The organism is Vibrio sp. TAP-3B (assembly GCF_057784735.1).
The window spans coordinates 1,477,410-1,501,053 of record NZ_CM173495.1 but is presented as its reverse complement, the minus strand read 5'-3'; the positions used below and the strand labels follow the sequence as shown (position 1 = coordinate 1,501,053).

The 23,644-nt window shown below is 46.2% G+C and carries 25 protein-coding genes; 19 read left to right on the top strand and 6 right to left on the bottom strand.

All coding sequences use genetic code 11. The annotated features are described in order from the left end of the window. Positions 1–273: 273 nt before the first annotated feature. Entirely contained in the window at positions 274–1,152 is an 879-nt protein-coding gene (gene dapA / locus AC3D28_RS07080) for a 4-hydroxy-tetrahydrodipicolinate synthase (protein WP_098415080.1), read from the top strand. An 80-nt stretch (positions 1,153–1,232) separates the two neighbouring features. After that, positions 1,233–2,252 (top strand): outer membrane protein assembly factor BamC, encoded by a 1,020-nt coding sequence (bamC, locus tag AC3D28_RS07075; RefSeq protein ID WP_488536014.1) that lies wholly within the window; start codon positions 1,233–1,235, stop codon positions 2,250–2,252. 94 nt (positions 2,253–2,346) lie between these two features. Here the strand turns inward: bamC and AC3D28_RS07070 are convergent, their stop codons facing one another. From AC3D28_RS07070 to AC3D28_RS07055, 4 genes are read right to left on the bottom strand one after another with little or no spacing between them, the layout of a single operon-like run. Then, positions 2,347–2,535 (bottom strand): DUF2897 family protein, encoded by a 189-nt coding sequence (locus AC3D28_RS07070; protein WP_488536013.1) that lies wholly within the window; start codon positions 2,533–2,535, stop codon positions 2,347–2,349. After that, positions 2,529–3,230: a M15 family metallopeptidase gene (locus AC3D28_RS07065; RefSeq protein WP_488536012.1), complete on the bottom strand. Its 702-nt coding sequence runs from the start codon at positions 3,228–3,230 to the stop codon at positions 2,529–2,531. The genes AC3D28_RS07070 and AC3D28_RS07065 overlap by 7 nt, the downstream gene beginning before the upstream one ends. Positions 3,231–3,265: 35 nt before the next feature. Then, complete coding sequence (gene dapE, locus AC3D28_RS07060; protein ID WP_488536011.1) at positions 3,266–4,402, bottom strand: succinyl-diaminopimelate desuccinylase; 1,137 nt, start codon at positions 4,400–4,402, stop codon at positions 3,266–3,268. 18 nt (positions 4,403–4,420) lie between these two features. Continuing rightward, on the bottom strand, positions 4,421–4,771 hold the full coding sequence (locus AC3D28_RS07055; protein ID WP_488536010.1) for an ArsC family reductase: 351 nt from the start codon (positions 4,769–4,771) through the stop codon (positions 4,421–4,423). A gap of 339 nt (positions 4,772–5,110) precedes the next feature. Between AC3D28_RS07055 and AC3D28_RS07050 the strand changes: the two genes are divergently transcribed. Next, positions 5,111–5,398 (top strand): winged helix-turn-helix domain-containing protein, encoded by a 288-nt coding sequence (locus AC3D28_RS07050; RefSeq protein WP_098415086.1) that lies wholly within the window; start codon positions 5,111–5,113, stop codon positions 5,396–5,398. Between the two features lie 38 nt (positions 5,399–5,436). Here AC3D28_RS07050 and AC3D28_RS07045 read toward each other — a convergent pair whose 3' ends face one another. Both AC3D28_RS07045 and AC3D28_RS07040 read right to left on the bottom strand, forming a co-directional pair. Further along, the gene (locus tag AC3D28_RS07045) at positions 5,437–5,769 is read right to left on the bottom strand and encodes a DUF4156 domain-containing protein (protein ID WP_488536009.1); all 333 of its coding nucleotides are present in this window, start codon (positions 5,767–5,769) and stop codon (positions 5,437–5,439) included. Between the two features lies 1 nt (position 5,770). Continuing rightward, positions 5,771–6,127, bottom strand: coding sequence for a DUF2956 domain-containing protein (locus AC3D28_RS07040; protein WP_488536008.1), 357 nt, complete (start codon positions 6,125–6,127; stop codon positions 5,771–5,773). A 146-nt stretch (positions 6,128–6,273) separates the two neighbouring features. On the opposite strand from AC3D28_RS07040, the gene AC3D28_RS07035 reads away from it, so the two are divergent. From AC3D28_RS07035 to fliH, 16 genes are all read left to right on the top strand, one after another. Beyond that, the gene (locus AC3D28_RS07035) at positions 6,274–6,759 is read left to right on the top strand and encodes a DUF2919 domain-containing protein (RefSeq protein ID WP_488536007.1); all 486 of its coding nucleotides are present in this window, start codon (positions 6,274–6,276) and stop codon (positions 6,757–6,759) included. Between the two features lie 45 nt (positions 6,760–6,804). Further along, positions 6,805–7,707: a Dyp-type peroxidase gene (locus tag AC3D28_RS07030; protein ID WP_488536006.1), complete on the top strand. Its 903-nt coding sequence runs from the start codon at positions 6,805–6,807 to the stop codon at positions 7,705–7,707. A 148-nt stretch (positions 7,708–7,855) separates the two neighbouring features. Then, positions 7,856–8,989 carry a flagellin gene (locus tag AC3D28_RS07025; RefSeq protein ID WP_488536005.1) on the top strand — a complete coding sequence of 378 codons (1,134 nt, stop codon included), beginning with the start codon at positions 7,856–7,858 and terminating at the stop codon, positions 8,987–8,989. Between the two features lie 252 nt (positions 8,990–9,241). Then, positions 9,242–10,375, top strand: coding sequence for a flagellin (locus AC3D28_RS07020; RefSeq protein WP_488536004.1), 1,134 nt, complete (start codon positions 9,242–9,244; stop codon positions 10,373–10,375). Positions 10,376–10,651: 276 nt separating this feature from the next. After that, entirely contained in the window at positions 10,652–11,785 is a 1,134-nt protein-coding gene (locus tag AC3D28_RS07015) for a flagellin (RefSeq protein ID WP_098415094.1), read from the top strand. Between the two features lie 93 nt (positions 11,786–11,878). Beyond that, positions 11,879–12,313, top strand: a complete 435-nt coding sequence (flaG, locus tag AC3D28_RS07010) for a flagellar protein FlaG (RefSeq protein ID WP_488536003.1) — start codon at positions 11,879–11,881, stop codon at positions 12,311–12,313. Positions 12,314–12,333: 20 nt separating this feature from the next. Further along, entirely contained in the window at positions 12,334–14,325 is a 1,992-nt protein-coding gene (gene fliD, locus AC3D28_RS07005; protein WP_488536002.1) for a flagellar filament capping protein FliD, read from the top strand. Positions 14,326–14,328: 3 nt separating this feature from the next. After that, positions 14,329–14,634, top strand: a complete 306-nt coding sequence (locus AC3D28_RS07000) for a flagellar protein FliT (protein ID WP_098415097.1) — start codon at positions 14,329–14,331, stop codon at positions 14,632–14,634. Between the two features lie 12 nt (positions 14,635–14,646). Next, complete coding sequence (gene fliS / locus AC3D28_RS06995) at positions 14,647–15,057, top strand: flagellar export chaperone FliS (RefSeq protein WP_098415098.1); 411 nt, start codon at positions 14,647–14,649, stop codon at positions 15,055–15,057. A 289-nt stretch (positions 15,058–15,346) separates the two neighbouring features. Then, a complete protein-coding gene (locus AC3D28_RS06990; protein ID WP_488536001.1) occupies positions 15,347–16,813 on the top strand; it encodes a sigma-54 dependent transcriptional regulator in 1,467 nt (488 codons plus the stop codon). Between the two features lie 188 nt (positions 16,814–17,001). Then, positions 17,002–18,033, top strand: a complete 1,032-nt coding sequence (locus AC3D28_RS06985; protein ID WP_098415100.1) for a sensor histidine kinase — start codon at positions 17,002–17,004, stop codon at positions 18,031–18,033. A gap of 36 nt (positions 18,034–18,069) precedes the next feature. Then, positions 18,070–19,479 (top strand): sigma-54-dependent transcriptional regulator, encoded by a 1,410-nt coding sequence (locus tag AC3D28_RS06980; protein ID WP_488536000.1) that lies wholly within the window; start codon positions 18,070–18,072, stop codon positions 19,477–19,479. A gap of 177 nt (positions 19,480–19,656) precedes the next feature. Beyond that, the gene (fliE, locus tag AC3D28_RS06975) at positions 19,657–19,968 is read left to right on the top strand and encodes a flagellar hook-basal body complex protein FliE (RefSeq protein WP_098415888.1); all 312 of its coding nucleotides are present in this window, start codon (positions 19,657–19,659) and stop codon (positions 19,966–19,968) included. A 14-nt stretch (positions 19,969–19,982) separates the two neighbouring features. Then, positions 19,983–21,725, top strand: coding sequence for a flagellar basal-body MS-ring/collar protein FliF (fliF, locus tag AC3D28_RS06970; RefSeq protein ID WP_488535999.1), 1,743 nt, complete (start codon positions 19,983–19,985; stop codon positions 21,723–21,725). Further along, the gene (fliG, locus tag AC3D28_RS06965; protein ID WP_488535998.1) at positions 21,718–22,773 is read left to right on the top strand and encodes a flagellar motor switch protein FliG; all 1,056 of its coding nucleotides are present in this window, start codon (positions 21,718–21,720) and stop codon (positions 22,771–22,773) included. The genes fliF and fliG overlap by 8 nt, the downstream gene beginning before the upstream one ends. Before the next feature lie 67 nt (positions 22,774–22,840). Then, positions 22,841–23,641 carry a flagellar assembly protein FliH gene (fliH, locus tag AC3D28_RS06960; RefSeq protein ID WP_488535997.1) on the top strand — a complete coding sequence of 267 codons (801 nt, stop codon included), beginning with the start codon at positions 22,841–22,843 and terminating at the stop codon, positions 23,639–23,641. Positions 23,642–23,644: the final 3 nt, after the last annotated feature.

The window sequence follows — 23,644 nt, the reverse complement described above, 5'->3', positions numbered from 1 at the left end:
AGTAGAGTGGCATTAAGTATTGTTTCGCTATTTTTCCAATCACTGATAGATTCTAAAGTCACTCGAATATAGAGCCATGCGGCTCACTAACTACTAGGCCTAACACGATTATTAAGATTGTTGGGAATTAAACCAAATCGAGTAATTAAGTTGCTAGACCTCTAACAACTGATAATTATTCATTCATTTGTACTTTGTAAGCGAGTTTACGCTCTTGTGTTTTTCAATCGCATTACAGTACCATGCAGAAAGAGTAAAGTGAGGGAGATAAACATGTTTTCAGGAAGTATCGTAGCGCTGATTACACCATTCAAAGCGGATGGTGAAGTAGACTTTGACAGTCTACAAAAGCTAGTAGAGTACCACGTAGAAGCGGGTACAGACGGTATTGTGGCTGTAGGCACAACAGGCGAGTCAGCGACACTGACGATTGAAGAGCATGTAAAGGTCGTGAATAAAACGGTCGAGTTTGCCGACGGTCGCATCCCTGTGATTGCTGGTACGGGGGCAAATGCCACCCACGAAGCAGTTACATTTAGCAAATTATTAGCTGATTCTGGTATTTCAGGTTTCTTGAGTGTGACACCGTATTACAACAAGCCCACTCAAGAAGGTTTGTTCCTGCATTACAAGGCGATCGCTGAAGCAAGTGATGTGCCTCTAATTTTGTATAATGTACCAGGTCGTACTGCGGTAGATATGCAGCCAGAAACAGTGGCTCGCTTGTCAAAGCTTGATAATGTCGTTGCATTAAAAGACGCGACAGGCGATTTGAGTCGAGTTGCACTTCATCGTGAACTTTGTGGCGAAGATTTTATCTTACTAAGCGGTGATGATGCGACGGGACTCGATTTTGTGGAACTTGGCGGCAATGGTGTTATCTCGGTAACCAACAATATTGCGGCTAAAGACATGGCAGACATGTTCGATTTGGCAAGTGAAGGTAAGTGCGAAGAAGCTAAGGCGATTAACCAGCGTTTAATGACGTTGCATAAGAACCTTTTCATTGAGGCAAGCCCTATCCCGGTAAAATGGGCAGCGCAAAAGCTTGGCTTGATTGAAGACGGTGGTTTGCGTCTTCCTTTAACCACTCTGTCTGAAAAATCGCAGCCGATCGTGGAGCAGTCGTTAACCGACGCCGGTATTTATTAAAATTGAGCTATTAAGATTGAGTTACTAGGATTGAAGTTCATGCTGAGGGTCGATAAGCCCTGAGTATTTTAGGAGTATAGATGAAGCTTTCAAGCCAGTTAGTGTTAAGTTCATTAGCTGTATTCGTATTGACTGCCTGTTCAGGTGGTGCCAATCAGCGTCGTCAAGCAAAAGACGACTTCGAGTATTTGAATTCCCAAAATTTGGGTGAGTGGAATGTCCCACAGGGGGCACAACCTCAGTTTTACCCAAATTATGATATCCCTCAGGGTGATTACGTCGGTGGCGTGGGTAAAGAAGTAGATATTCGTCCACCACAACAGGTGCTAGAGCTTATTCCTGGTGCTCGTCTTGATCGTAATCGTGATGGGGAAGTGACACTTTGGTTACTCCGAAAAGACGAGTTGGATAAGGTTTGGCAAACGGTGCTGGGTATGGTTGAAACCAATCAAATTCCGGTTGAAAGCCAAACGGATTCGCGCATCGAAACAGGTTGGGTCACTTGGGACTCTCCAGATGAAGAGTTAGAAGTTGGGAGTCGATATGAGATTGTGCGTACAGAAGCCAATGGTCGACATGGTTTTAAAGTAAACCTTATTGACTGGCGTGAAGGCAACCAAGTAAAAGAGGTCACGGCAACCAATCGTGAGCGTTACAATGCATTCATGACTAACTTGGTGACAGCTCGCTACGATCAAGACGTGCGTGAACAAGCACAACGTAACGCACAAGAGTTGGTGAAGCATATCCCAATTACCATGGGTAAAGACCGCAGTGGGCTTCCAGTTATCGTTGCTCGTGCACAATACAATATGCTTTGGCAGCGTTTGCCAAACATCTTACCTAAGATGGGTTTTACTATTGAAGAGCGGAGTCAGTCTCAAGGTACGGTTACCGCAAAATATGCATCTCCAGATGATGAGTTCTGGAATGAGATTGGTGTTAAACCGGTTGATTTAGACTCAGGTAAATATACATTCCTATTTGGTGATTTAGGTAACCGAACTTCTATTAACATCACCGACTCTTCAGGTAAGCCAGTCGAGGAGGCGTTTCTAAAATCGCTAGCACCGGTTTTGGCCAGCGTTGTGAAGCAGTAGTCAGAAGCGAAGAAATAGAAAAGGGACTCACGCGGTCCCTTTTTTATGCGGATTGATTTACTCTGAGATGGGCACTTGGTTAACGAGTCCCGTCTCAGTTTTTTTCATTGCTCTCATCACGTGCTTTATCAAGTTTATTCAGTTGGTCTAAGTCATTTTTTCGACTTTTATCCATCTGACCTAGCTTCATATTGGCCGTGTATTTTAGCGCTGCAATATTACCAATGACCACGCTCAGCACCACCGTGATGATAACCCAAGGGTTAGTAAGCAGTTCTAACATAGCGCCTCCGGCGATGTAATATTGTGAATAAATTTAGCAGTAACCGTCTCTAAATTATTCAATATGACGTCAATACCTGCAATGCTTTTGATCTGATTCTGCTGGATTAACTGATTTTTCAGTAGATCTGGCGTTAAATGTGTCAGGCATTGCTGTGATACCGCTTTATGGCTGATATGCCAAGGTTCAATTGCGACGCCCCCCAAATCTTGCTGGTAAGGGAAAAAGAAGCCGAAATCTTCAAGATGCGCTCGTAACCATTGATGAAAATCGTACTGATGGCCTTGCAAATACTCCCATGGCTCCAATTGAAGTTTAGTGTCTTGTGGCAATAAATTACGGGCATAAACATCAAAATCACACCCCCAATGATGACGACTTCCTCCAGGTAGGGCTGACCAGCGGAGAATGGCCATCAGTTTCTCTTCGTCGTTTAAATCTGTCTTGTTTAACGGTTGAGAGTGAGAATCTTGAATGGGCAAATCGCCGGAAAACTTCCCGTTCCAAATGGAGTGTTGGCGTTCAAAATCTCGAAATCCACTGGCGATCTCCATTTTAAAGCCGGCACTTGAAGCCACTTCAATCATTCTGAGTAGGTCATCGGCCACATCTGGATGCATCAGAAAGGCCTTTTGACCAACCATGGTCGATTGAAGGTGAGTATCTGTCGTTCCGGTGAGTTGCTCTGGTGTCATGATGTTCTCAGTACTGGATGGCCTATTACGAGCGTTTATTTCGCCAGCAAATGTTTCAGTGTGTTTTGGTACATGTCAGTGAGTTTCTCTAGGTCGTCGACTTTCACACATTCGTTCACTTTATGGATGGTGGCGTTAACTGGGCCTAGTTCGACGACTTGCCCCCCCATACGTGCAATAAAACGGCCATCAGAGGTGCCGCCAGTGGTCAGTAACGCTGGCTTAGTATCGTTAACACCTGCTACCGCAGCGACAACGGCATCGAGCAATGCCCCCGTGTCAGTTAAGAACGGATCACCGTTGAAGGTCCAGCTTACTTCATAGTTCAGATCATACTTATTTAAGGTCTCTGTAACACGCTGAACGATTAAGTCGTTGCTTAGCTCGGTGCTAAAGCGTAGGTTGAACTGCACGTTAAACTCACCAGGAATTACGTTAGATGCGCCTGTCCCAGCAGAGACATTCGGGATCTGAAAGCTGGTCGGTGGGAAGTAATCATTCCCTTGATCCCACTCGGTCGTTGCGAGTTCATGGATCGCCAGTAAAGAGGCGTGTACTGGGTTATTCGCGAGGTGAGGATAGGCCACGTGTCCTTGTGTCCCTTTTACCGTCAAGTCACCGGTAATTGAACCACGACGTCCGTTTTTGACAACATCTCCCACCACGTCAGTACTTGAAGGTTCGCCGACGATGCACATGTCGATGTTCTCGCCACGCGCCATCAACGTTTCTACAACGCGAACCGTACCGTTGATAAATGGACCTTCTTCATCCGAAGTAATTAAAAAACCAATAGAGCCTTTGTGGTTAGGGTTATCCGTAATAAAGCGCTCAACGGCTACAACCATTGCAGCTAACGAGCCTTTCATATCAGCTGCCCCACGACCGTGGAGATAGCCATTCATAATGGTTGGTTCAAAGGGAGGGGTATCCCAATCTTCCAGCTTGCCTGCTGGTACAACATCGGTGTGACCGGCGAAAGCAAACAATGGCGCTTCTGTGCCCCGTCGTGCCCAGAAATTGGTTGTGTCTTCAAACACCATCACTTCAATATTAAAACCGAGTGCTTTTAAGCGCTCAATCATCAGGTTCTGGCAACCTGCATCCTCAGGGGTTACGGATTGTCTGCTGATCAGATCTTTAGCAAGTGCCAACACAGGACTGTCTGTCATCCTTGAATATTCCTTAAATTATGAATTAAAAATAGTGGTGTATTGATCCGCTTTGAAACCGATATGCAGTTGATCATTCACTCTTAAAATTGGGCGCTTAACCATCGCAGGGTTTTCCACCAATAGAACGATGGCGTTTTCTTCATTGAGAGAGTCTTTTTGTTCTTGCGTCAGCTTTCGGTAGGTCGTGCCGCGTTTGTTGACCACCTGTTCCCAACCTAATGCTTGACAAAACTCTGTCACCATCGCGGTATCAATGCCTTGTTTGCGGTAATCATGAAAATCATACGCGATACCTTCAGCGTCTAACCACTTTTTGGCTTTTTTAATCGTATCGCAGTTTGGAATACCGAACATGGTAATCGACATAGTGTTCCCTTTTTTTCTTTATTCTGTTTACACGAGTAGAGTTGACTCGTGTATGAACGATTTGGAGTTGTTACCGCATCCTATCAAGAAGCAATCAAACTGACAAAATGCGGTAGAACATAATTTCTATAACCACTCTACTCTCTACCCACATAACATGTGGTTACTTGAGGGGAGAGGTATTGAATACGGATGTTACAACTTAAGAATTGGTTACATTAGGCATAAAGTGAATAAAAAACTGTCTAAATCAAATAGAAAGGTCGAGTTATTGATCAAACGCAACATCTCGTTGGGCAAAAAAGAAATAATGAGTTAGCACAATTTTAGGAGGTGTCAATGGAATTGAGTCCTGTTTTTGCAAGGCGACTATATTTAGCCTTGCTGGTGGAAAACCTAGAAAGGCCGAATGTGCCGAAGTTGATCGAAAAAACGGGGTGGCCTCGTCGTACGATTCAAGATGTACTAAAGGCATTACCGGGGATTGGTATTGAACTTATATTCGTTCAAGATGGTCGACGTCATAATGACGGCTATTATCAACTTTCAGATTGGGGGCCTTTTGATTGCCAATGGGTCCTAGAGCGGGAGAGAGATATCGCTAGCAGTCTTGGATTTCGTGCATAAGCCAGCAGTCGCTGGCTTTTTTTCATGCTCTTTGAGCTTTATTTACAATGATAAGCGGTTCCGAGCACGCTAAATGAAGTGGTAAAGTCTTGAGGTGCAATCATGTCAACCGTATTGGCGCCTAACGCGGCTGCATTGTTTTTCAGATCAATCACAGCGCCTTGCAACATGGCATCGTTAGTGAAGAAAAGATAGCTATACCAATGACCTTCACTGCCTGTCACTTCGCCTAAGTACTGGCAATTAGACGGGTTGAACTGTTCATCAAGGCGAAGTTCAACTTGCTGACTTTGATCATGAATTTTGACTGACGGCGTCGCGCAGCCAAGTAGAGAGAACATCGCGCATCCAATAACAATAAGTCTTTGCATGTTAATTCCCCATCAAAACATAAGCGGCGAATCCTATCCAGCTGATCACAAGCAAACCCCAAGGGAGCATGGAATATGGCGTAGACTTTGATTCCAAGGTTGCTGGCGTATTTTGTTCAATAGCTGGTGGATGTTGAATTTTTTTTTCTTTTTGTTGTTTCTTTTTTGCTTTGTCTGCTTGCCGGCTCCGCTCTTTTTGTTGTTTTTTGTACAGAGCAATGCCTTTCTCAATACCTTGTGCGATTAACTTCGTTTGTTCTTTTGTTTGGTTTGGCTTTTGAGTCGCTTTGGCTATTTTCAAGGCTTCTGTTTGCGTTTCTTGGGAAGGCGTTGGGACCACTGTATTTTTTTGTTTCATATTTTTATTCGACGTCGCTGTAAACCAGATCTTAGTTTACCTGCCAAAGACGACGAAATGAACTGTAGTTGTCACCTTTACTCGCTTGCAACTCTGAAGTGATAGGTTAAGGTGACATTTTTTATCACATTTAAGAAGAAGAGATTGTGCGCTACTCATTTGACCAATATGACACCCATGGAATTTTAAAAGCGCCCATTTTTTTATGGTTAGGGTGGATGTTTCTTGCGCGTTCATGGGTTGTGTTTGCTATGGCAGGCGTCAGCCGTGACAGCGGGAGCAAGATATTAGCGATTGTGTATCCAGACTCAAATACCCTATATTTAGGCCTTGCAATGGGGGTACCAAGCCTATTGTTAATGTGGTTAATGGGGCTGCGCCATCCAGATAGAAGCTGGGTGAACCAAGTGACCCGTTATGGTCGAGAAGTAACTTTGATCTTATGCGCCATTCAACTCGCCCAGAGCGTGTATCATGTGTACTTGGAACATGGTGTTTTTAACTGGGCAAACGCTCTTACCATGACTTTATTAACTTGGTTTATGATTTATCTTCTAAACGGAAGATGGGTGAAAGACTGTTTTCATGTGCCACAATTGAAGCGCAGCAATGGACAGCCTTCGAAGAATTAAAAACAATAACCTCCCACACTGGGGCAAAGTATAGAGGAAACCTCAATGCCACAAGCTCAAACGGCGATCGTGCCGGAAGCAGGGCCATTTGCACTGTACACTCAATTTAAAGTGAACCAAAACCGTGAAAACGTGTTGGCAAAATTGAAAGCGCTGCCGAAACTGGTTGAAGAGTTAAATATCACTCAACCGGGCGCAGCACTGACACTTTCTATCGCATTCACAAAGTCGTTTTGGGAACACCTCAATGTAGACGTGCCAGAAGGGCTGATTGATTTCACTCAACTTGGGCAAGGTGACATCGTTGCCCCAGTGAGTGAGGTCGATGTTCTCATTCACTGTCACTCTACACGCCATGATTTGCACTTTTATGTACTACGTAAATTCCTGGAAGCGACAGCGGGAGATGTCACGCTCGTGGACGAAACGTATGGTTATCGCTACCTTGATGCGCGCGATATGACTGATTTCATTGACGGTACCGAAAACCCGAAAGGTGAGGCTCGCGCTGACGTGGCTTTGCTTAAAGAAGGGCCGTTCGCTAGTGGCAGCTACGTAATGGTTCAACGCTTTGAACATAACCTTGCGGCCTGGAACCGGTTGAACGTAAAAGCGCAAGAGAAAGTGATTGGGCGTACTAAGCCAGACTCTATTGAGTTAGAAGATGTGCCAGCGGCGTCTCACGTTGGTCGTGTGGACATTAAAGAGCACGGCAAAGGTCTTAAAATTGTTCGTCACAGCTTACCTTACGGCACCGTTACAGGTCCTCATGGTCTGTTGTTCATCTGTTACTGTAATACGCTGCATAACATCAAAGTGATGTTAGAAAGCATGTATGGTGTAACGGATGGCAAAACAGACCAAATGCTGCGTTTCACAAAAGCGGTAACAGGGGCTTACTTCTTCGCGCCTTCGCAAGAAATGCTGGCTGAACTGGCAATTAGATAAGTCTGCACAAATTATTCCTGTAGCCCTCCAAAAGGAGGGCTTTTTGTTTTTAGTTCATTTGCCATTACTTTTCAAAGAAACCACTAAACCTTTGTGCTACTTGGTCGATAAGTATCCAAAGCCCTAGATAACTTGGAGTCAGCTTCTCGTGGCGATCACCGTTAATACCAATGTTGCAGCACTTGTCGCACAACGTCATTTGACCAGTGCGACGGAGATGCTGAATCAATCCATGGAGCGTTTGTCTTCAGGGAAGCGTATTAACAGCGCAAAAGATGATGCTGCGGGTCTGCAAATCTCCAATCGCTTACAATCGCAAATGCGAGGTTTGGATGTTGCTGTGCGTAACGCTAATGACGGTATCTCCATCATGCAGACTGCTGAAGGCGCGATGAAGGAAGTGACTAACATCATGCAACGCATGCGTGATTTGTCACTTCAATCCGCCAATGGTTCCAATAGCAAAGCGGAACGTACTGCGCTACAAGAAGAAGTCACCGCGCTAAACGATGAGTTAAATCGTATTGCGGAAACAACTTCGTTTGGTGGACGTAAATTGCTTAACGGCAGTTTTGGTAAATCAGCATTTCAGGTTGGCGCGGCTTCTGGTGAGGCGGTGCAAGTGGAGTTGAAATCGATGCGCAGCGATGGCATCGAAATGGGCGGCTTTAGTTATCTCGCGAAAGGGCGTGCGAGTTCCGATTGGCAAGTTAAAAACGGTGCTAATGAACTGAAAATGTCTTTCACTAACCGCTTTGGCGAAAGGGATGAGATCGAAATCAATGCCAAAGAGGGGGACGATATTGAAGAGCTTGCTACTTACATTAATGGTCAAACTGATAAAGTCACCGCGTCTGTCAATGAAAAAGGGCAATTGCAGATCTTTATGGCAGGTGAAGAAACGGCTGGGGCGATGTCGTTCTCTGGCAATCTTGCCGATGAGCTTGGTCTAGAGTTAAAAGGCTACGATGCCGTCGACAACATCGATATTACTTCTGCGGGAGGCGCGCAACAGGCGGTTGCTGTTTTAGATACTGCCATGAAGTATGTGGACAGCCATCGTGCAGAGCTCGGTGCTTACCAAAATCGCTTTAATCACACCATCAACAATCTGGATAATATCCACGAAAACTTGGCGGCCTCCAACAGCCGCATTCAAGATACCGACTACGCCAAAGAAACCACGCAAATGGTGAAGCAGCAGATCTTGCAACAGGTCAGTACCTCCATTTTAGCTCAAGCGAAGCAAGCGCCAAACCTCGCGTTAACCTTGCTTGGCTAACGACTGGCTTTTCGTCATTTCAACGCAAAACCTGCTTTTATCGACAGCTTAAGAATAAGCTTTAGTGAAAAATGAAAGTTTCTTGCTTTTTTCTCTGCATGGTCACGATAACCCCACCAAACGAATTGTTTACAGAAAAAAAGCTAAAGAAATCGGCTTGGGCGTCGTTAATAAAGGTAACTTTGAGAGAACTACTTGGTTTTCCGAGACGTCGGAAACCGCATTTCCGGAAAATCAATTGGAGAAATTATCATGGCAGTGAATGTAAACACAAACGTATCAGCAATGACCGCTCAGCGTTACCTCAACAACGCAAACTCAGCGCAACAAACGTCAATGGAACGTTTGTCTTCGGGTTCTAGAATCAACAGCGCAAAAGATGACGCTGCGGGCCTGCAAATCTCAAACCGTTTGAATGCACAAAGCCGTGGCCTGGATGTGGCTGTTCGTAACGCGAACGACGGTATCTCAATGGCACAAACGGCGGAAGGTGCCATGAACGAGACCACCAACATCCTGCAACGTATGCGTGACTTGTCTCTACAATCGGCAAACGGTTCTAACTCAAAATCAGATCGTGTGGCGATTCAAGAAGAAGTCACCGCACTGAACGATGAACTCAACCGTATTGCAGAAACCACATCGTTTGGTGGTAACAAGCTGTTAAATGGTACCTTTACAACCAAGTCGTTCCAGATTGGTGCCGACTCTGGTGAAGCCGTGACACTCACGTTGAATAACATGCGTTCAGACAACGTGAGTATGGGTGGCTCTAGCTATAAAGCGACAACGGCAAAAGATCCGGACTGGGGAGTATCAGGCACTGCAAATGATATCGCCATCGAACTGACTGACACGAACGGTGAAGCCCATACCATCAATATCGCGGCGAAAGAAGGCGATGACATTGAAGAATTGGCAACCTACATCAATGGTCAAACCGATTTGGTAAAAGCGTCAGTGGATGAAGAAGGCGCGCTACAAATTTTTGCAGGTACGAATAAAGTGGATGGCGAAGTCACATTCAGCGGTGGCCTTGCTGATGAGCTAAACATGGGCGCGGCCAAGGCGGTCACGGTTGATAATATCGACGTCACCTCTGTTGGTGGCGCACAAGAATCGGTAGCAGTGATTGATTCGGCGCTAAACAACGTCGACAGTCATCGTGCAGAATTGGGTGCCTTCCAAAACCGTTTCGACCATGCGATCAGCAACTTGGACAATATTAACGAAAACGTGAATGCGTCGAAGAGCCGTATCAAAGATACTGACTTTGCGAAAGAAACCACCGCAATGACCAAGTCACAAATTCTATCGCAAGCGTCAAGCTCTATTCTGGCGCAAGCGAAACAAGCGCCAAACTCAGCGCTAAGTCTGCTAGGTTAATTCCAAACCTAAAGCGAGCACTTGATTGGCTCGTGATGAGCAAGTAAACCCAGCTTCGGCTGGGTTTTTTTATGTTTAAACAGGTAAGCACTTTTACCTGCAACACCAGAGTTCCATCACACTTCAGTAAGTTAAAGAAAATAATCGCAAAAATTTTAAAATACTCCTCAAGAATATGCATAAGCCGTCGTTAAAGGGACTGAGAGAAATGAGATGTACCTAAGTGAGGTGAGAGACACGAGGGTACATTCACTTAAGCCTTAAAGGAGAACAATTATGGCGATTAACGTTAATACTAACGTTTCTGCGATGACGGCACAGCGTTACTTAAACCAAGCCGCTGACGGTCAACAAAAATCAATGGAGCGTTTGTCTTCGGGTTATAAAATCAATAGCGCGAAAGACGATGCTGCAGGTCTACAAATTTCAAACCGTTTGAACGCACAAAGCCGAGGATTAGACGTAGCGGTGAAAAACGCCAATGACGGCATTTCTATTGCACAGGTCGCTGAAGGTGCAATGAATGAGTCTAGCAACATTCTACAACGCATGCGTGACTTGTCTTTACAGTCTGCCAATGGTTCTAACTCAAAATCAGATCGTGTTGCGATTCAAGAAGAAGTCACCGCACTAAATGATGAGCTCAACCGTATCGCTGAAACAACGTCTTTCGGTGGTAATAAGCTGCTTAACGGTACCCACGGCACGCAATCTTTCCAAATCGGTGCCGATTCTGGTGAAGCTGTCACGCTAACGTTGAACGGTATGCGCTCAGACAACGCTGATATGGGCGGCTCTAGCTACAAAGCAGCGACGGCAAAGACCCCTGATTGGAGTGTGTCAGGTACTGCAAATGATATGACTATCGAGCTAACTGACACTGATGGTGAGGCTCGTACAATCAATATCGCGGCGAAAGAAGGCGATGACATCGAAGAACTGGCAACTTATATCAATGGTCAAACCGATTTGGTGAAAGCGTCTGTTGACGAAGAAGGTGCGCTACAAGTCTTTACAAGTTCGAATACCGTTGACGGCGCCGTTACATTCAGTGGTGGTCTTGCTGATGAGTTAGATATGGGCGTGGCAAAAGCAGTCACGGTGGATAGTGTTGATGTAACGTCAGTTGGTGGTGCACAAGAATCAGTTGCAATCATCGATTCAGCGATGAAATACGTTGACAGCCAACGTGCATCGTTAGGTGCATTCCAAAATCGTTTCGACCATGCAATCAGCAACTTAGATAACATTAATGAGAATGTTAATGCGTCGAAGAGTCGTATTAAAGATACGGATTATGCTAAAGAGACGACGGCGATGACTAAGTCGCAAATTCTTCAGCAAGCAAGTACTTCAATCTTGGCTCAAGCGAAGCAGGCTCCTTCTGCCGCGTTAAGCTTGCTGGGCTAGTCGGTCGGCCCAGCTTCGGGTGGTATACCCGAGAGGTTGGGTCACTAAAGCGATAGGTTTATCGTTAGCTTATAAGGCGGAGGGGAGAGCATAATGGATATTTCTTCCTACACATCGAACATCCAGTCTCACGGCGCGCCAAGTGGCACAAAGTTTGCAAATAAAAATGACAGTAATGTAGGCACGTTTAGCGCAGCAAGTTCAGTCGGTGAACTTTCGCCGAAAACAGTGAAAGACACCGATCACGATTTATCTGTTCAAGCCGTCATAGAGATGGCAGAAAGCCGTCAGGAGCTGAACAGACAAGAGCGTGAAAAAGTGGTCGAACAAATGAATGATTTTGTGACGTCCATAAACAAAGGAGTCGCGTTTCGGGTGGATGAAGAATCCGGCCGGGATGTGGTGACGATTTACGAAGCCAAGACTGGTGACGTGATCCGTCAAATTCCTGATGAAGAAATGCTAGTGGTATTACGTCGCCTAGCTGAACACACAGCTAACAGCGGTTTGTTGACTGAAAAAGTGTAAGTCGTTTTTGAGGTGATGAGATGAGTTTAGGCCCTTTGGGGATGTCTGGCGGCATGGATATTAACTCCATGGTCAGCAAAGTTGTGGATGCCGAGCGTGTGCCAAAGCAGCAACGCATCAACAATGAACGCACGACAATTGACGCCAGTATCAGTGCCTATGGTCGGCTCAGAGAATCGTTAGATACGATGAAAAATCTCATGACGAACTTTCGTCAGGAGAAGGCCTTTGCTGTCCGTACGGTAGAGACCACTGATGAAAATATCGTATCCGCCACTGCAACCACAGATGCGATCGCCGGTAAGTATGCTATCGATGTGTTGCAGCTTGCCCAGAGCCATAAAGTGGCTTCTGACGTACTGCCAGAAGACGCGAAACTTGGCCCAGGTAAGCTGCATATTTCGCTTGGTGATGACACCTTCAACGTAAACGTTCGCTCGAGCTCCAAGCTGGTTGATGTTGTTCGCGGTATCAACGGAGCAAAAGAAAACCCTGGTGTTCGTGCCTCTCTCATTAACGACGTTGAGGGACCCCGACTTATCCTTGCCTCTAACCTATCGGGTAAGGACCATCAAATTAAAGTCAGTGTGGATGCCGAAAAAGCCAACCCGCTGAAATATTTCGAATACCAAACACATGAAGACCGAATGAATGCGCTAGAAGATGCGCGTACAGCGGCGGAGGAAGTGTTAGGTCCCCTTAAAATGCCATCGCAGCCAGTAGAGCTGGATGCAAATGGTAACCCTCTCGTTTCTGAAGAACAAAAACCGGCAGAAAGTGCGTCAAATGACGCATCGGCAACGCCGATTTCTGCGGCAGGTGCTGCGGCGGCTAAAGCAGGACAAGCAGCCATTGATCAAGCCAGCCAACGTGCAAGCTTACGTCCCGAAGAGCGCATTCCGGGTTGGACTGAAACCGCTTCAGGCACGTTGCTTGATTCCTATGAAGAGCCAGAACTAGAGCTGGATGAAAAAGCCATAGCCAAGGCACCGGATGTGCCTGGATGGAATAATGCCACATCCGGCACACTGACCGATTCTTACGTTACAACTAAAGAAGCAAAGCAGCTGCTTGAGCAAGAAAAAGCTGAAATAGAGCTGAAGATTGCAGATGGAAAGCAAGAGCTCGATGCCAAAGTTAAACGAGGCGAGCTGACTGAAGCGCAAGCGCAGCAAATCCATCGTGCGAGGCTCGATCCCGAAGAGCGTGAGCGCTTAGAAAAAATTGATGTCGCAGAAGCGAAAATCGCTCAAGCTCAATCCTCGTTTGAACAATACCTAGGCATGACCGAAATACAGGCGGGGCAAGATGCAGAGGTATTACTTGACAGCGTAGCGAAACTTTCCAGCCACAATAACGTGATTGAAGATGCTATTGAGGGTGTTGATTTAACACTAAAAGGCAAGTCAGAGTCGAATAAGCCGCCTGCAGAAATTGGGGTTGAGTACGATCGTCAAAGTGTGCGTAGCGATATTGAAAGCTTTGTTTCGGCGTACAACGCCTTCTATCAAACTTCTCAGGCTTTAGCGAGCGTAGATCCGGTCACTGGTCAAAAAGGGCCATTATCGGGCGATAGTACGGTTCGTAGCGCTGACTCAAGATTGAAGTCCGTTTTTTCTACTGAGATAGATAACGCACCCGAAGATCTAAAATCGTTAACTGAATTTGGTATTACTACCACGCGTCAAGGTACATTGGAGATCAATTACGACATGCTTGACCGTCAGTTGAACACTAACTTCAATGAACTCGAAAGTTTCTTTGGTGGCAATACGGGATTTGCCAAACGAGTGGAAGACGCGATCCACGGCATTACAGGTGTCACTGGTAGCATCCGGACTCGAGAAAAAAGCCTCACTGAACAAAATTACCGTTTGAATGATGATCAAGCGGCATTAGATCGCCGCATGGAAAGTTTGGAAAAACGCACCCACAACAAATTCGCCGCTATGCAAGATGCGACGGGCAAAATGCAAGGCCAGTTAGGCGCACTAATGAGCGCATTGGGTTAACAGATGCAAAATGAACTCATAGAAATTGGTGATATAGATCAACTGATTACGCAAGAGCTGGAAAAAGTCGATTTTAATACTGAAGAAATTCTGCGCTTGGTCGATACTAGGGAACGGTTATTGCAGAACCTGCTACCAATTATTGTTCAGAATCCCTTGGTTAAGCAGGATGCGGAGTGGCAAGACTTGCTCACTCGTACCCAAATAATTGTCGAACTGATGCAATCAGAAACGTCAAAGGTCGGAAAAGAACTGCATAAGTTTCGCTATGGCCAACGTTCGCTTCAGCAGTACAAAAAATTTATTTAAAAGAGGATTACTATGCGCGGTTCATTGCAAGCATACAAAAAAGTATCAGTTGATAGCCAGCTCAGTGCGGCTTCTCCGCACAAAGTCATTCAAATGCTGATGGCTGGCGCTATTGAGCGCCTGATCCAAGGCAAAGCCGCTATGCAAGCAGGCAATATTCCGGCAAAAGGTGAGCGTTTAGGTAAAGCGCTAGACATCATTATTGCGCTACGCAGTTGTTTATCGATGGATGACGGTGGTGATATTGCTTCAAACTTAGATTCTTTATATGAGTTTATGATCACAAAAATCTCTGCTGCTAACCATCAAAATGACCCACAGCCGCTCGATGATGTTATCGATATTATCCGCGAGATTAAGTCGGCTTGGGACCATATTCCACCAGAGTTTCATAATCTTACCGCAGCAGAAGTTGGTATTTAATAGCCAAAACAATGCGTTAGTAAATGCTTGAAATATAATTGTCAATTGCGCAATCCGTTGTGCACTAAAGTTACAAGCAAGCTCACACCTCTAATTATTGCTTGGTTGCCTTATTTTTATATTCAAATAAAATAGAAGCCATTAGTAGCCCTAATGGCTTTTTTGTTGCTGATTTTCCTATTCTGTCGATCGTAGATTGAGTGTGGTGGTTCCGCCGTCTTTAGCACCCAATTACGTAAATCAAGGTTTGGCCGCAACGCACCTAAAATAAAGGCAATCACTCTTATTTATGCAAGGTTTGGCAAAGCTGCTTGTTATTGATGATGACGCATCAAGTCGTTTACATTTAAGCAATATATTGGAATTTGTTGGAGAAAGTTGCGAAGTTGTCAGCTCTGAACAGCTAGGCGATGTTGATTGGTCTAGCGTATGGTCTTGTTGTATCGTTGGTAACATATCGGCTGGTCAGCGTGCGGCGACAGTGATGTCGCACCTCAAAAGTGCTTATCATATCCCACTTCTAGTCTTGGATAGCTTTCCTCTTTCGGTTGATGACTTGCCGAATTTTGTCGGTGAGCTAGAGCTTCCGCTTAATTACCCACAGCTTAGTGAAGCATTACGTCACTGCAAAGATTTTCTTGGTCGCAAGGGCGTCAATGTGGTAGCGAGTGCGCGTAAAAATACGCTTTTTCGCAGCTTAGTGGGACAAAGCCGAAGCATTCAAGAAGTTCGTCATCTGATTGAGCAAGTTTCAGGAACGGAAGCGAACGTTCTGATCTTGGGTGAATCAGGCACAGGCAAAGAGGTGGTTGCTCGTAACATCCACTATCATTCCTCCTACCGTAATGGTGCATTTGTGCCAATTAACTGTGGTGCGATTCCTCCAGAGTTATTAGAAAGCGAACTATTTGGCCATGAAAAAGGCGCGTTTACAGGGGCGTTAACGGCGCGTAAGGGCCGATTCGAACTCGCTGATGGGGGGACGATCTTCCTCGATGAAATTGGCGATATGCCGATGTCGATGCAGGTAAAATTACTACGTGTGCTGCAAGAGCGTTGTTTTGAGCGTGTTGGTGGTAACAGTACCATCAAAGTCAACGTTCGAGTGGTTGCGGCGACGCACCGGAATCTGGAAAACATGATTGAAGAAGGAACCTTCCGCGAGGACTTGTTCTATCGCCTCAATGTTTTTCCTATCGAGATGCCAGCACTTAAAGAGCGCAAACAAGATATTCCATTGTTACTGCAAGAGTTGATGACGCGCCTAGAAGCGGAAGGTGGGCAGCCTATCTGCTTTACGCCGCGTGCGATCAACTCATTGATGGAGCACAATTGGGCAGGGAACGTACGCGAATTAGCAAACTTGGTAGAACGGATGGTGATTTTGTTCCCAAACAGCCTAGTGGATGTGAATCACCTACCGACCAAGTATCGTTACAGCGATATTCCAGAGTTCCAACCCGAAAGCAATCCATTTACTTCGGTTGAAGAGCAAGAGCGGGATGTGTTCCAAGACATTTTCTCAGAAGACTTTAGTTTTGATGAGCAAGACGAGCTCGACCACAATATCAATGCGCCACAAGCGCTGCCACCCGATGGTGTGAATCTGAAAGAATTGTTGGCGGATTTAGAAGTCAATATGATCAGTCAGGCGTTAGAAGCACAGTCTGGGGTCGTGGCACGGGCGGCAGATATGCTCGGTATGCGACGTACGACGTTGGTTGAAAAAATGCGTAAGTACAACTTACAACGCTGAGTCTGATTCGTATTTTCAGTGACACTGTGCGTTAATTTGTAACCTTTTCCGGCATAAAAGAACGATATTCTTGAGTGTCAACTTATTGTCGATTAGCTAACGTCATGATTAATATGGAAAAGAGCTTGGTACGTAAATTGCTTGTTAAGCTATTTTAGTTTTAGTGGCGATATTTCGACAGGCAGTGAATGGACAATAACACCAACCAATCCCATTTAGATTCAGTAGAAAACCAAGTCGAACGCTATAAGCAGGTACTCGATGTGATGCCTGCCGGAGTGATTTTGCTTGATACGTACGGTGTCGTGCGTGAAGCAAACCCTGAAGCACACCGGATTCTTGACATTCCGCTGGTCAACGAAAAGTGGTTCAACATCATTCAGGCTGTGTTTGATCCTCGCGAAGACGATGGTCACGAAGTTTCCTTGCGCAATGGCCGTAAAGTTCGTTTGGCGATTTCTGCCTCGACGACAGGGCAACTTATTTTAATTACTGACCTAACCGAAACTCGTTTATTACAAGCCCGAGTGAGTGATTTGCAGCGCATGTCATCGCTAGGGCATATGGTGGCCTCACTGGCTCATCAAGTGAGAACGCCGTTGTCGAGTGCGATGCTGTACGCATCGAACTTAGGGGCGCCGAATTTGCCTACTGCCACCAGAGAGCGATTTCAAAGTAAATTAATGGATCGACTGCACGATTTGGAAAAGCAGGTAAATGATATGCTGCTGTTTGCTAAAGGTGGCGACAATAAAGTCATTAAGTCATTTACGATTGCTCAGCTGGTGGCGGAGTATCAACCCATGGTCGAAACCGCACTAAAAAACAACAGTATTGATTATTTTCTTGAAGTCGAAGAAGAGCAGACAGAGTTATTGGGAAATGCGAATGCTATTGCCTCTGCGCTTAGTAACCTCGTGATGAATGCGGTGCAAATGTCGGGTAAAGAATCACAAATTGATATCTTTTTCCGCCCGATTAACGGCGAGCTGCGCATCTCTGTGCAAGATAGCGGGCCGGGTGTACCACAAGAACTACAAGCCAAAATTATGGAACCGTTTTTTACTACGCGATCCCAAGGTACTGGATTAGGACTGGCCGTAGTTCAAATGGTTTGCCGTGCCCATGACGGCCGATTAGAGCTTATTTCAGAACAGGGTGATGGAGCCTGCTTCACCATGTGTATTCCGTTAGAGCGAGTGCAAGCAGAAGTTCAATAAGCGGCTTATGCCGATAACAATTACTGGAGAATCAGAATGGCGCAAAGCAAAGTGCTGATCGTAGAAGATGACGAAGGTCTTCGTGAAGCCTTGGTGGATACTCTGGCTCTGGCAGGGTATGAATGGTTAGAAGCCGATTGTGCGGAAGGCGCGTTAGTCAAACTAAAGTCAAACGCTGTCGACATTGTCGTCTCTGACGTGCAAATGGCGGGAATGGGTGGTCTCGCCCTGCTGAAAAATATTAAACAGAACTGGCCAAATTTACCTGTGCTTCTGATGACGGCGTACGCCAACATCGAAGACGCCGTCTCGGCGATGAAAGACGGCGCAATAGACTACATGGCAAAGCCATTTGCACCTGAAGTGTTGCTCAACATGGTCAGCCGTTACGCGCCCGTAAAAAGTGACGATAATGGTGATGCGATTGTGGCTGATGAGAAAAGCCTACGCTTGTTGGCGCTGGCTGATAAAGTCGCACGCACTAATGCCAACGTCATGGTATTAGGACCAAGTGGCTCAGGTAAAGAAGTGATGTCGCGTTACATCCATAACTCGTCCAGTCGTAAAGATGGCTCATTTGTCGCGATTAACTGTGCGGCGATCCCTGACAATATGCTGGAAGCGACCCTATTTGGTTATGAGAAAGGTGCCTTTACCGGTGCTGTTCAGGCGTGCCCAGGCAAATTCGAGCAAGCGCAAGGCGGCACCATTTTGCTCGATGAAATCAGTGAAATGGACTTAAGTCTACAAGCGAAACTGTTGCGTGTTTTACAAGAGCGCGAAGTTGAACGCCTAGGGAGTCGCAAAAGCATTAAATTAGACGTGCGTGTTTTGGCAACCAGTAACCGCGATCTTAAACAGTATGTAGCCGAAGGGCATTTTCGGGAAGACTTATATTACCGACTGAATGTTTTCCCAATCACTTGGCCTGCCCTTTGTGAGCGTAAAGGCGATATTGAGCCGCTTGCGACGCACCTTGCTGGGCGTCATTGCAGTAAAATGGGCTTGCCAGTTCCTCAGTTCTCACCTTCTGCGGTAGAAAAACTGTTGCAATACCCGTGGCCGGGTAATGTACGCGAGCTTGATAACGTCGTTCAACGAGCGTTGATTTTAAGTGAAAACGGCGATATTGATGCAGAGCATATTTTGTTAGAAGGGGTGGATTGGCAAGATGCCAATAGCTTGCAACATATTGTGCAAAATACAGAGGCCGTCGTACCGAATGTTAAGCCAGTAGCTGAACCAGACCATACCAATCGAGCGGTTTCCTCAGGTGAGGGTTTAGGCAGCGAATTACGCGATCAAGAATACGCCATCATTCTAGAAACTTTAGTTGAGTGTAACGGTCGCCGTAAAGACATGGCAGATAAATTGGGGATAAGCCCACGAACCTTGCGCTACAAAATTGCAAAAATGCGCGATGCTGGTATAGATATTCCGAGTTAGGATTTGTGGCTTCTATAATGTCAAGGCATTGAAGTGTATATCTTTAAGTCATTTAGGTATATGCATAGCCATACAATCAAAGTGTGGGTAGACTAGCAACACTTTTCTTATGGCACACTAATTGCTGTGTCAATAATCAGTTTTATGAATAGTCAAACTTTTGGCTTCGAGGTGGTAATGAAAGTTGATGGTATGCAGGCAGAAATGCGCGCCATGATGGTAGAAGCGACTAACACTGCTCCTACCCCAAGTGGGGCGAAAGTTGGTGCCGATTTTGGTGATCTCCTAACAAAAGCCATCAATAACGTAAATACACTCCAAAAAGCATCGGGTGACTTACAAACCCGTTTTGATCGTGGTGATGCCGATGTTTCCCTTTCTGACGTTATGATTGCTCGTAACAAGTCCAGTGTCGCGTTTGATGCGACGGTTCAAATTCGCAATAAACTCGTTGAGGCCTACAAAAACCTCATGAATATGCCAGTGTAATTTAGGTAATAAGTGTGGCAGACAAGTCTACAGATTTAACCGTCACTGAAGGCGGCTCAGATGGTGCACTGGTAGCAAGTTCCGATGTTGATATGGAAAGTCAAAATCCAGATCTAGAGGAGCGCAGTGCGTCGAAATTCGACATGGCGGTAGGCGATCTCGACTTACTTCGTCAGGTCGTGCTCGTACTGTCAATCTCCATCTGTGTTGCGTTGATTGTGATGCTATTTTTTTGGGTAAAAGAACCAGAAATGCGCCCACTTGGGGCGTACGAGACGGAAGAGTTAATCCCCGTCCTAGATTATCTGGATCAGCAAAAAATCAATTACAAGATAGACGGTAATACCATTTCCGTTGAATCGAGCGAATACAACTCGATAAAACTTGGAATGGTGCGTTCGGGCGTGAATCAGGCCACAGAGGCCGGTGATGACATCCTACTGCAAGACATGGGGTTTGGTGTTTCACAGCGTCTTGAGTTAGAGCGTCTTAAGCTCAGTCGCGAGCGTCAACTTGCTCAAGCGATTGAGGAAATGAAACAGGTTCGCAAGGCTCGAGTGTTGTTAGCACTGCCAAAACATAGTGTGTTTGTGCGTCATAACCAAGAGGCTTCTGCTTCCGTATTTCTAACCCTATCGACAGGGATGAACCTTAAACAACAAGAAGTTGATTCGATTGTCGATATGGTGGCGAGTGCGGTGCCCAGAATGAAAACTTCCCGTATCACCGTCACGGACCAACACGGACGTCTACTCAGCTCGGGTTCTCAAGACCCTGCGTCTGCCGCCCGTCGCAAAGAGCAAGAATTAGAGCGTAGTCAAGAGCAAGCACTCCGTGAAAAGATTGACTCGGTCTTGTTGCCAATTTTAGGTTATGGCAACTACACCGCGCAGGTGGACATTAAAATGGACTTCAGCGCTGTGGAGCAAACCCGCAAACGCTTCGATCCTAATACGCCAGCCACACGCAGTGAGTACGCATTAGAAGATTACAACAACGGTAACGTGGTAGCCGGCATTCCGGGAGCATTGAGTAATCAGCCGCCAGCGGATGCCTCTATTCCGCAAGATGTGGCTCAGATGAAAGATGGCTCGGTCATGGGGCAGGGCTCGGTACGTAAAGAGTCAACCCGAAACTTTGAGTTAGATACCACCATTAGACATGAGCGTAAGCAAACGGGCACGGTCGCGCGTCAAACCGTGTCGGTGGCCATCAAAGATCGTCGACAAGTCAATCCAGATACTGGTGAAGTGACTTACACACCGATGTCTGAATCAGAAATTAATGCAATTCGTCAAGTGCTTATAGGTAGTGTTGGATTTGATCAAGGTCGTGGTGACTTGCTAAATGTGTTGAGTGTGAAGTTTGCTGAGCCGCAAACAGAACAACTAGAAGATGCGCCAATTTGGGAGCACCCCAACTTTAGTGATTGGGTTCGTTGGTTTGCGAGTGCATTGGTTATCATCGTGGTGGTATTGGTTCTGGTTCGCCCAGCAATGAAGAAATTGCTTAACCCAGCAAGCGACGATAAAGATGACATGTACGGGCCAGATGGTTTACCAATTGGCGCGGATGGTGAAACAAGCTTGATCAGTAGTGACATCGAAAACAGTGAACTGTTTGAATTTGGCTCAAGCATTGACCTGCCAAACCTGCACAAAGATGAAGACGTACTGAAAGCGGTGCGCGCGCTGGTTGCGAATGAACCCGAACTTGCCGCTCAAGTAGTAAAAAACTGGATGAATGACAATGGTTAACGATATCGCACCTCAAGATAACAACGTCGAGGGAATGCCAGTTGAATTGGATATCTCGACCATCACTGGCGAAGAAAAAGCGGCGATTTTGCTACTGAGTCTTAACGAGCAAGATGCTGCGGGGATCATTCGTCATCTCGAGCCTAAGCAAGTACAGCGCGTCGGTAGCGCGATGGCGAAAGCGAAAAATCTCAACCAAGACAAAGTCTCGGCAGTGCACCGAGCATTTTTGGAAGACATCCAGAAATACACCAATATTGGTATGGGCAGCGAAGACTTCATGCGCAACGCACTGGTAGCAGCGCTGGGTGAAGATAAAGCGAACAACTTGGTTGACCAAATTTTATTGGGGACAGGCTCGAAGGGGTTAGATTCACTGAAATGGATGGATCCGCGCCAAGTCGCCAGCATCATCTTTAATGAGCACCCACAAATCCAAACCATCGTATTGTCATACTTGGAATCGGATCAGTCGGCGGAAATCCTTTCTCAGTTCCCAGAGCGGGTGCGTTTGGATTTGATGATGCGTATTGCCAACCTAGAAGAGGTTCAGCCATCGGCGCTGGCCGAGTTGAACGAAATCATGGAGAAGCAGTTTGCCGGCCAAGCGGGGGCGCAAGCGGCCAAAATTGGCGGCTTAAAAGCAGCCGCCGAGATCATGAACTATCTAGACAACAACGTCGAAGGTTTGTTGATGGATCAGATCCGCGATCAAGACGAAGACATGGCAACGCAAATTCAAGACCTTATGTTTGTTTTCGAAAACCTGGCCGAAGTGGACGACCAAGGCATTCAGAAATTGCTGCGTGATGTGCCACAAGATGTTCTGCAAAAAGCGCTTAAAGGCGCCGACGATTCTCTACGTGAGAAAGTGTTTAAGAACATGTCGAAGCGTGCCGCTGATATGATGCGTGATGACATCGAAGCGATGCCGCCGGTCCGTGTTGCTGACGTAGAAGCCGCTCAAAAAGAAATTCTCGCAATAGCTCGCCGTATGGCCGATGCTGGTGAACTTATGTTGACCGGCGGTGCTGACGAGTTCCTATAATCTCTATTACCCTGCGATTTCTATCGCAGGGCTCCTTCACTTCCAATCGAATACACATAGGTAACCCATGGCTGGTGATAGAAAACGTGGATTTATCCGCCCTGATGAAGATGATGCGATGCTCGAGCCGCAACGTTGGGGTTTGCCGGATTACGGTGGGTCCAAAGCCAAACAAGTGAAGCAAACTGCGTTTAACTACGATCCCGGTTGGGTGCCGAACTTTGACGAGCCTGAAGAGGCGCAAGTTCTTGAGTTGACCGAGGAGCAGATCGAACAGATCAAGCAGGGCGCTTATCAAGAAGGTTTGTACCAAGGCCAAGAGGCGGGCTTCAAACAAGGTTACGACAAAGGTAAAGAGGAAGGTCTTCAAGCGGGGCACCTAGAGGGAGTGGAGCTTGGTAAAGCCGAAGGCGTGACAGCGGGTCAGGAATATATTCAGCAGCAAGTCGAAACCTTTATGAATCTAGCAAATCAGTTTACTCAGCCGCTGGAGTTAATGAATGCTCAGGTGGAGAAGCAACTGGTGGATATGGTGCTTTGCTTGGTAAAAGAAGTGGTACACGTTGAAGTACAAACCAACCCTCAAATCCTCTTGGATACCGTTAAGCAGTCGGTTGAAGCTCTTCCTATCTCTGGTCACGCAATCACCCTTCATCTTAATCCAGAAGATGTGGCGATTATTCGCTCGTCTTATGGTGAAGAAGATTTGGATAGTCGCAATTGGACGTTAGTGGCGGAACCCTCCCTTAACCGCGGTGATGTACAGATCGAAGCGGGAGAATCGAGTATTAGTTACCGGATGGAAGAACGCATTAAGAGTGTTCTACACAGCTTTTGTGGCACAAACCGTCATCAAGAGGGTGAGTAAGCC

Bases quoted from the DNA above. Each gene is read 5' to 3' on its own strand.
- dapA (WP_098415080.1), top strand. From the start codon at position 274: ATGTTTTCAGGAAGTATCGTAGCGCTGATTACACCATTCAAAGCGGAT.
- bamC (WP_488536014.1), top strand. From the start codon at position 1,233: ATGAAGCTTTCAAGCCAGTTAGTGTTAAGTTCATTAGCTGTATTCGTA.
- AC3D28_RS07070 (WP_488536013.1), bottom strand. From the start codon at position 2,535: ATGTTAGAACTGCTTACTAACCCTTGGGTTATCATCACGGTGGTGCTG.
- AC3D28_RS07065 (WP_488536012.1), bottom strand. From the start codon at position 3,230: ATGACACCAGAGCAACTCACCGGAACGACAGATACTCACCTTCAATCG.
- dapE (WP_488536011.1), bottom strand. From the start codon at position 4,402: ATGACAGACAGTCCTGTGTTGGCACTTGCTAAAGATCTGATCAGCAGA.
- AC3D28_RS07055 (WP_488536010.1), bottom strand. From the start codon at position 4,771: ATGTCGATTACCATGTTCGGTATTCCAAACTGCGATACGATTAAAAAA.
- AC3D28_RS07050 (WP_098415086.1), top strand. From the start codon at position 5,111: ATGGAATTGAGTCCTGTTTTTGCAAGGCGACTATATTTAGCCTTGCTG.
- AC3D28_RS07045 (WP_488536009.1), bottom strand. From the start codon at position 5,769: ATGCAAAGACTTATTGTTATTGGATGCGCGATGTTCTCTCTACTTGGC.
- AC3D28_RS07040 (WP_488536008.1), bottom strand. From the start codon at position 6,127: ATGAAACAAAAAAATACAGTGGTCCCAACGCCTTCCCAAGAAACGCAA.
- AC3D28_RS07030 (WP_488536006.1), top strand. From the start codon at position 6,805: ATGCCACAAGCTCAAACGGCGATCGTGCCGGAAGCAGGGCCATTTGCA.
- AC3D28_RS07020 (WP_488536004.1), top strand. From the start codon at position 9,242: ATGGCAGTGAATGTAAACACAAACGTATCAGCAATGACCGCTCAGCGT.
- AC3D28_RS07015 (WP_098415094.1), top strand. From the start codon at position 10,652: ATGGCGATTAACGTTAATACTAACGTTTCTGCGATGACGGCACAGCGT.
- flaG (WP_488536003.1), top strand. From the start codon at position 11,879: ATGGATATTTCTTCCTACACATCGAACATCCAGTCTCACGGCGCGCCA.
- fliD (WP_488536002.1), top strand. From the start codon at position 12,334: ATGAGTTTAGGCCCTTTGGGGATGTCTGGCGGCATGGATATTAACTCC.
- AC3D28_RS07000 (WP_098415097.1), top strand. From the start codon at position 14,329: ATGCAAAATGAACTCATAGAAATTGGTGATATAGATCAACTGATTACG.
- fliS (WP_098415098.1), top strand. From the start codon at position 14,647: ATGCGCGGTTCATTGCAAGCATACAAAAAAGTATCAGTTGATAGCCAG.
- AC3D28_RS06990 (WP_488536001.1), top strand. From the start codon at position 15,347: ATGCAAGGTTTGGCAAAGCTGCTTGTTATTGATGATGACGCATCAAGT.
- AC3D28_RS06985 (WP_098415100.1), top strand. From the start codon at position 17,002: ATGGACAATAACACCAACCAATCCCATTTAGATTCAGTAGAAAACCAA.
- AC3D28_RS06980 (WP_488536000.1), top strand. From the start codon at position 18,070: ATGGCGCAAAGCAAAGTGCTGATCGTAGAAGATGACGAAGGTCTTCGT.
- fliE (WP_098415888.1), top strand. From the start codon at position 19,657: ATGAAAGTTGATGGTATGCAGGCAGAAATGCGCGCCATGATGGTAGAA.
- fliG (WP_488535998.1), top strand. From the start codon at position 21,718: ATGGTTAACGATATCGCACCTCAAGATAACAACGTCGAGGGAATGCCA.
- fliH (WP_488535997.1), top strand. From the start codon at position 22,841: ATGGCTGGTGATAGAAAACGTGGATTTATCCGCCCTGATGAAGATGAT.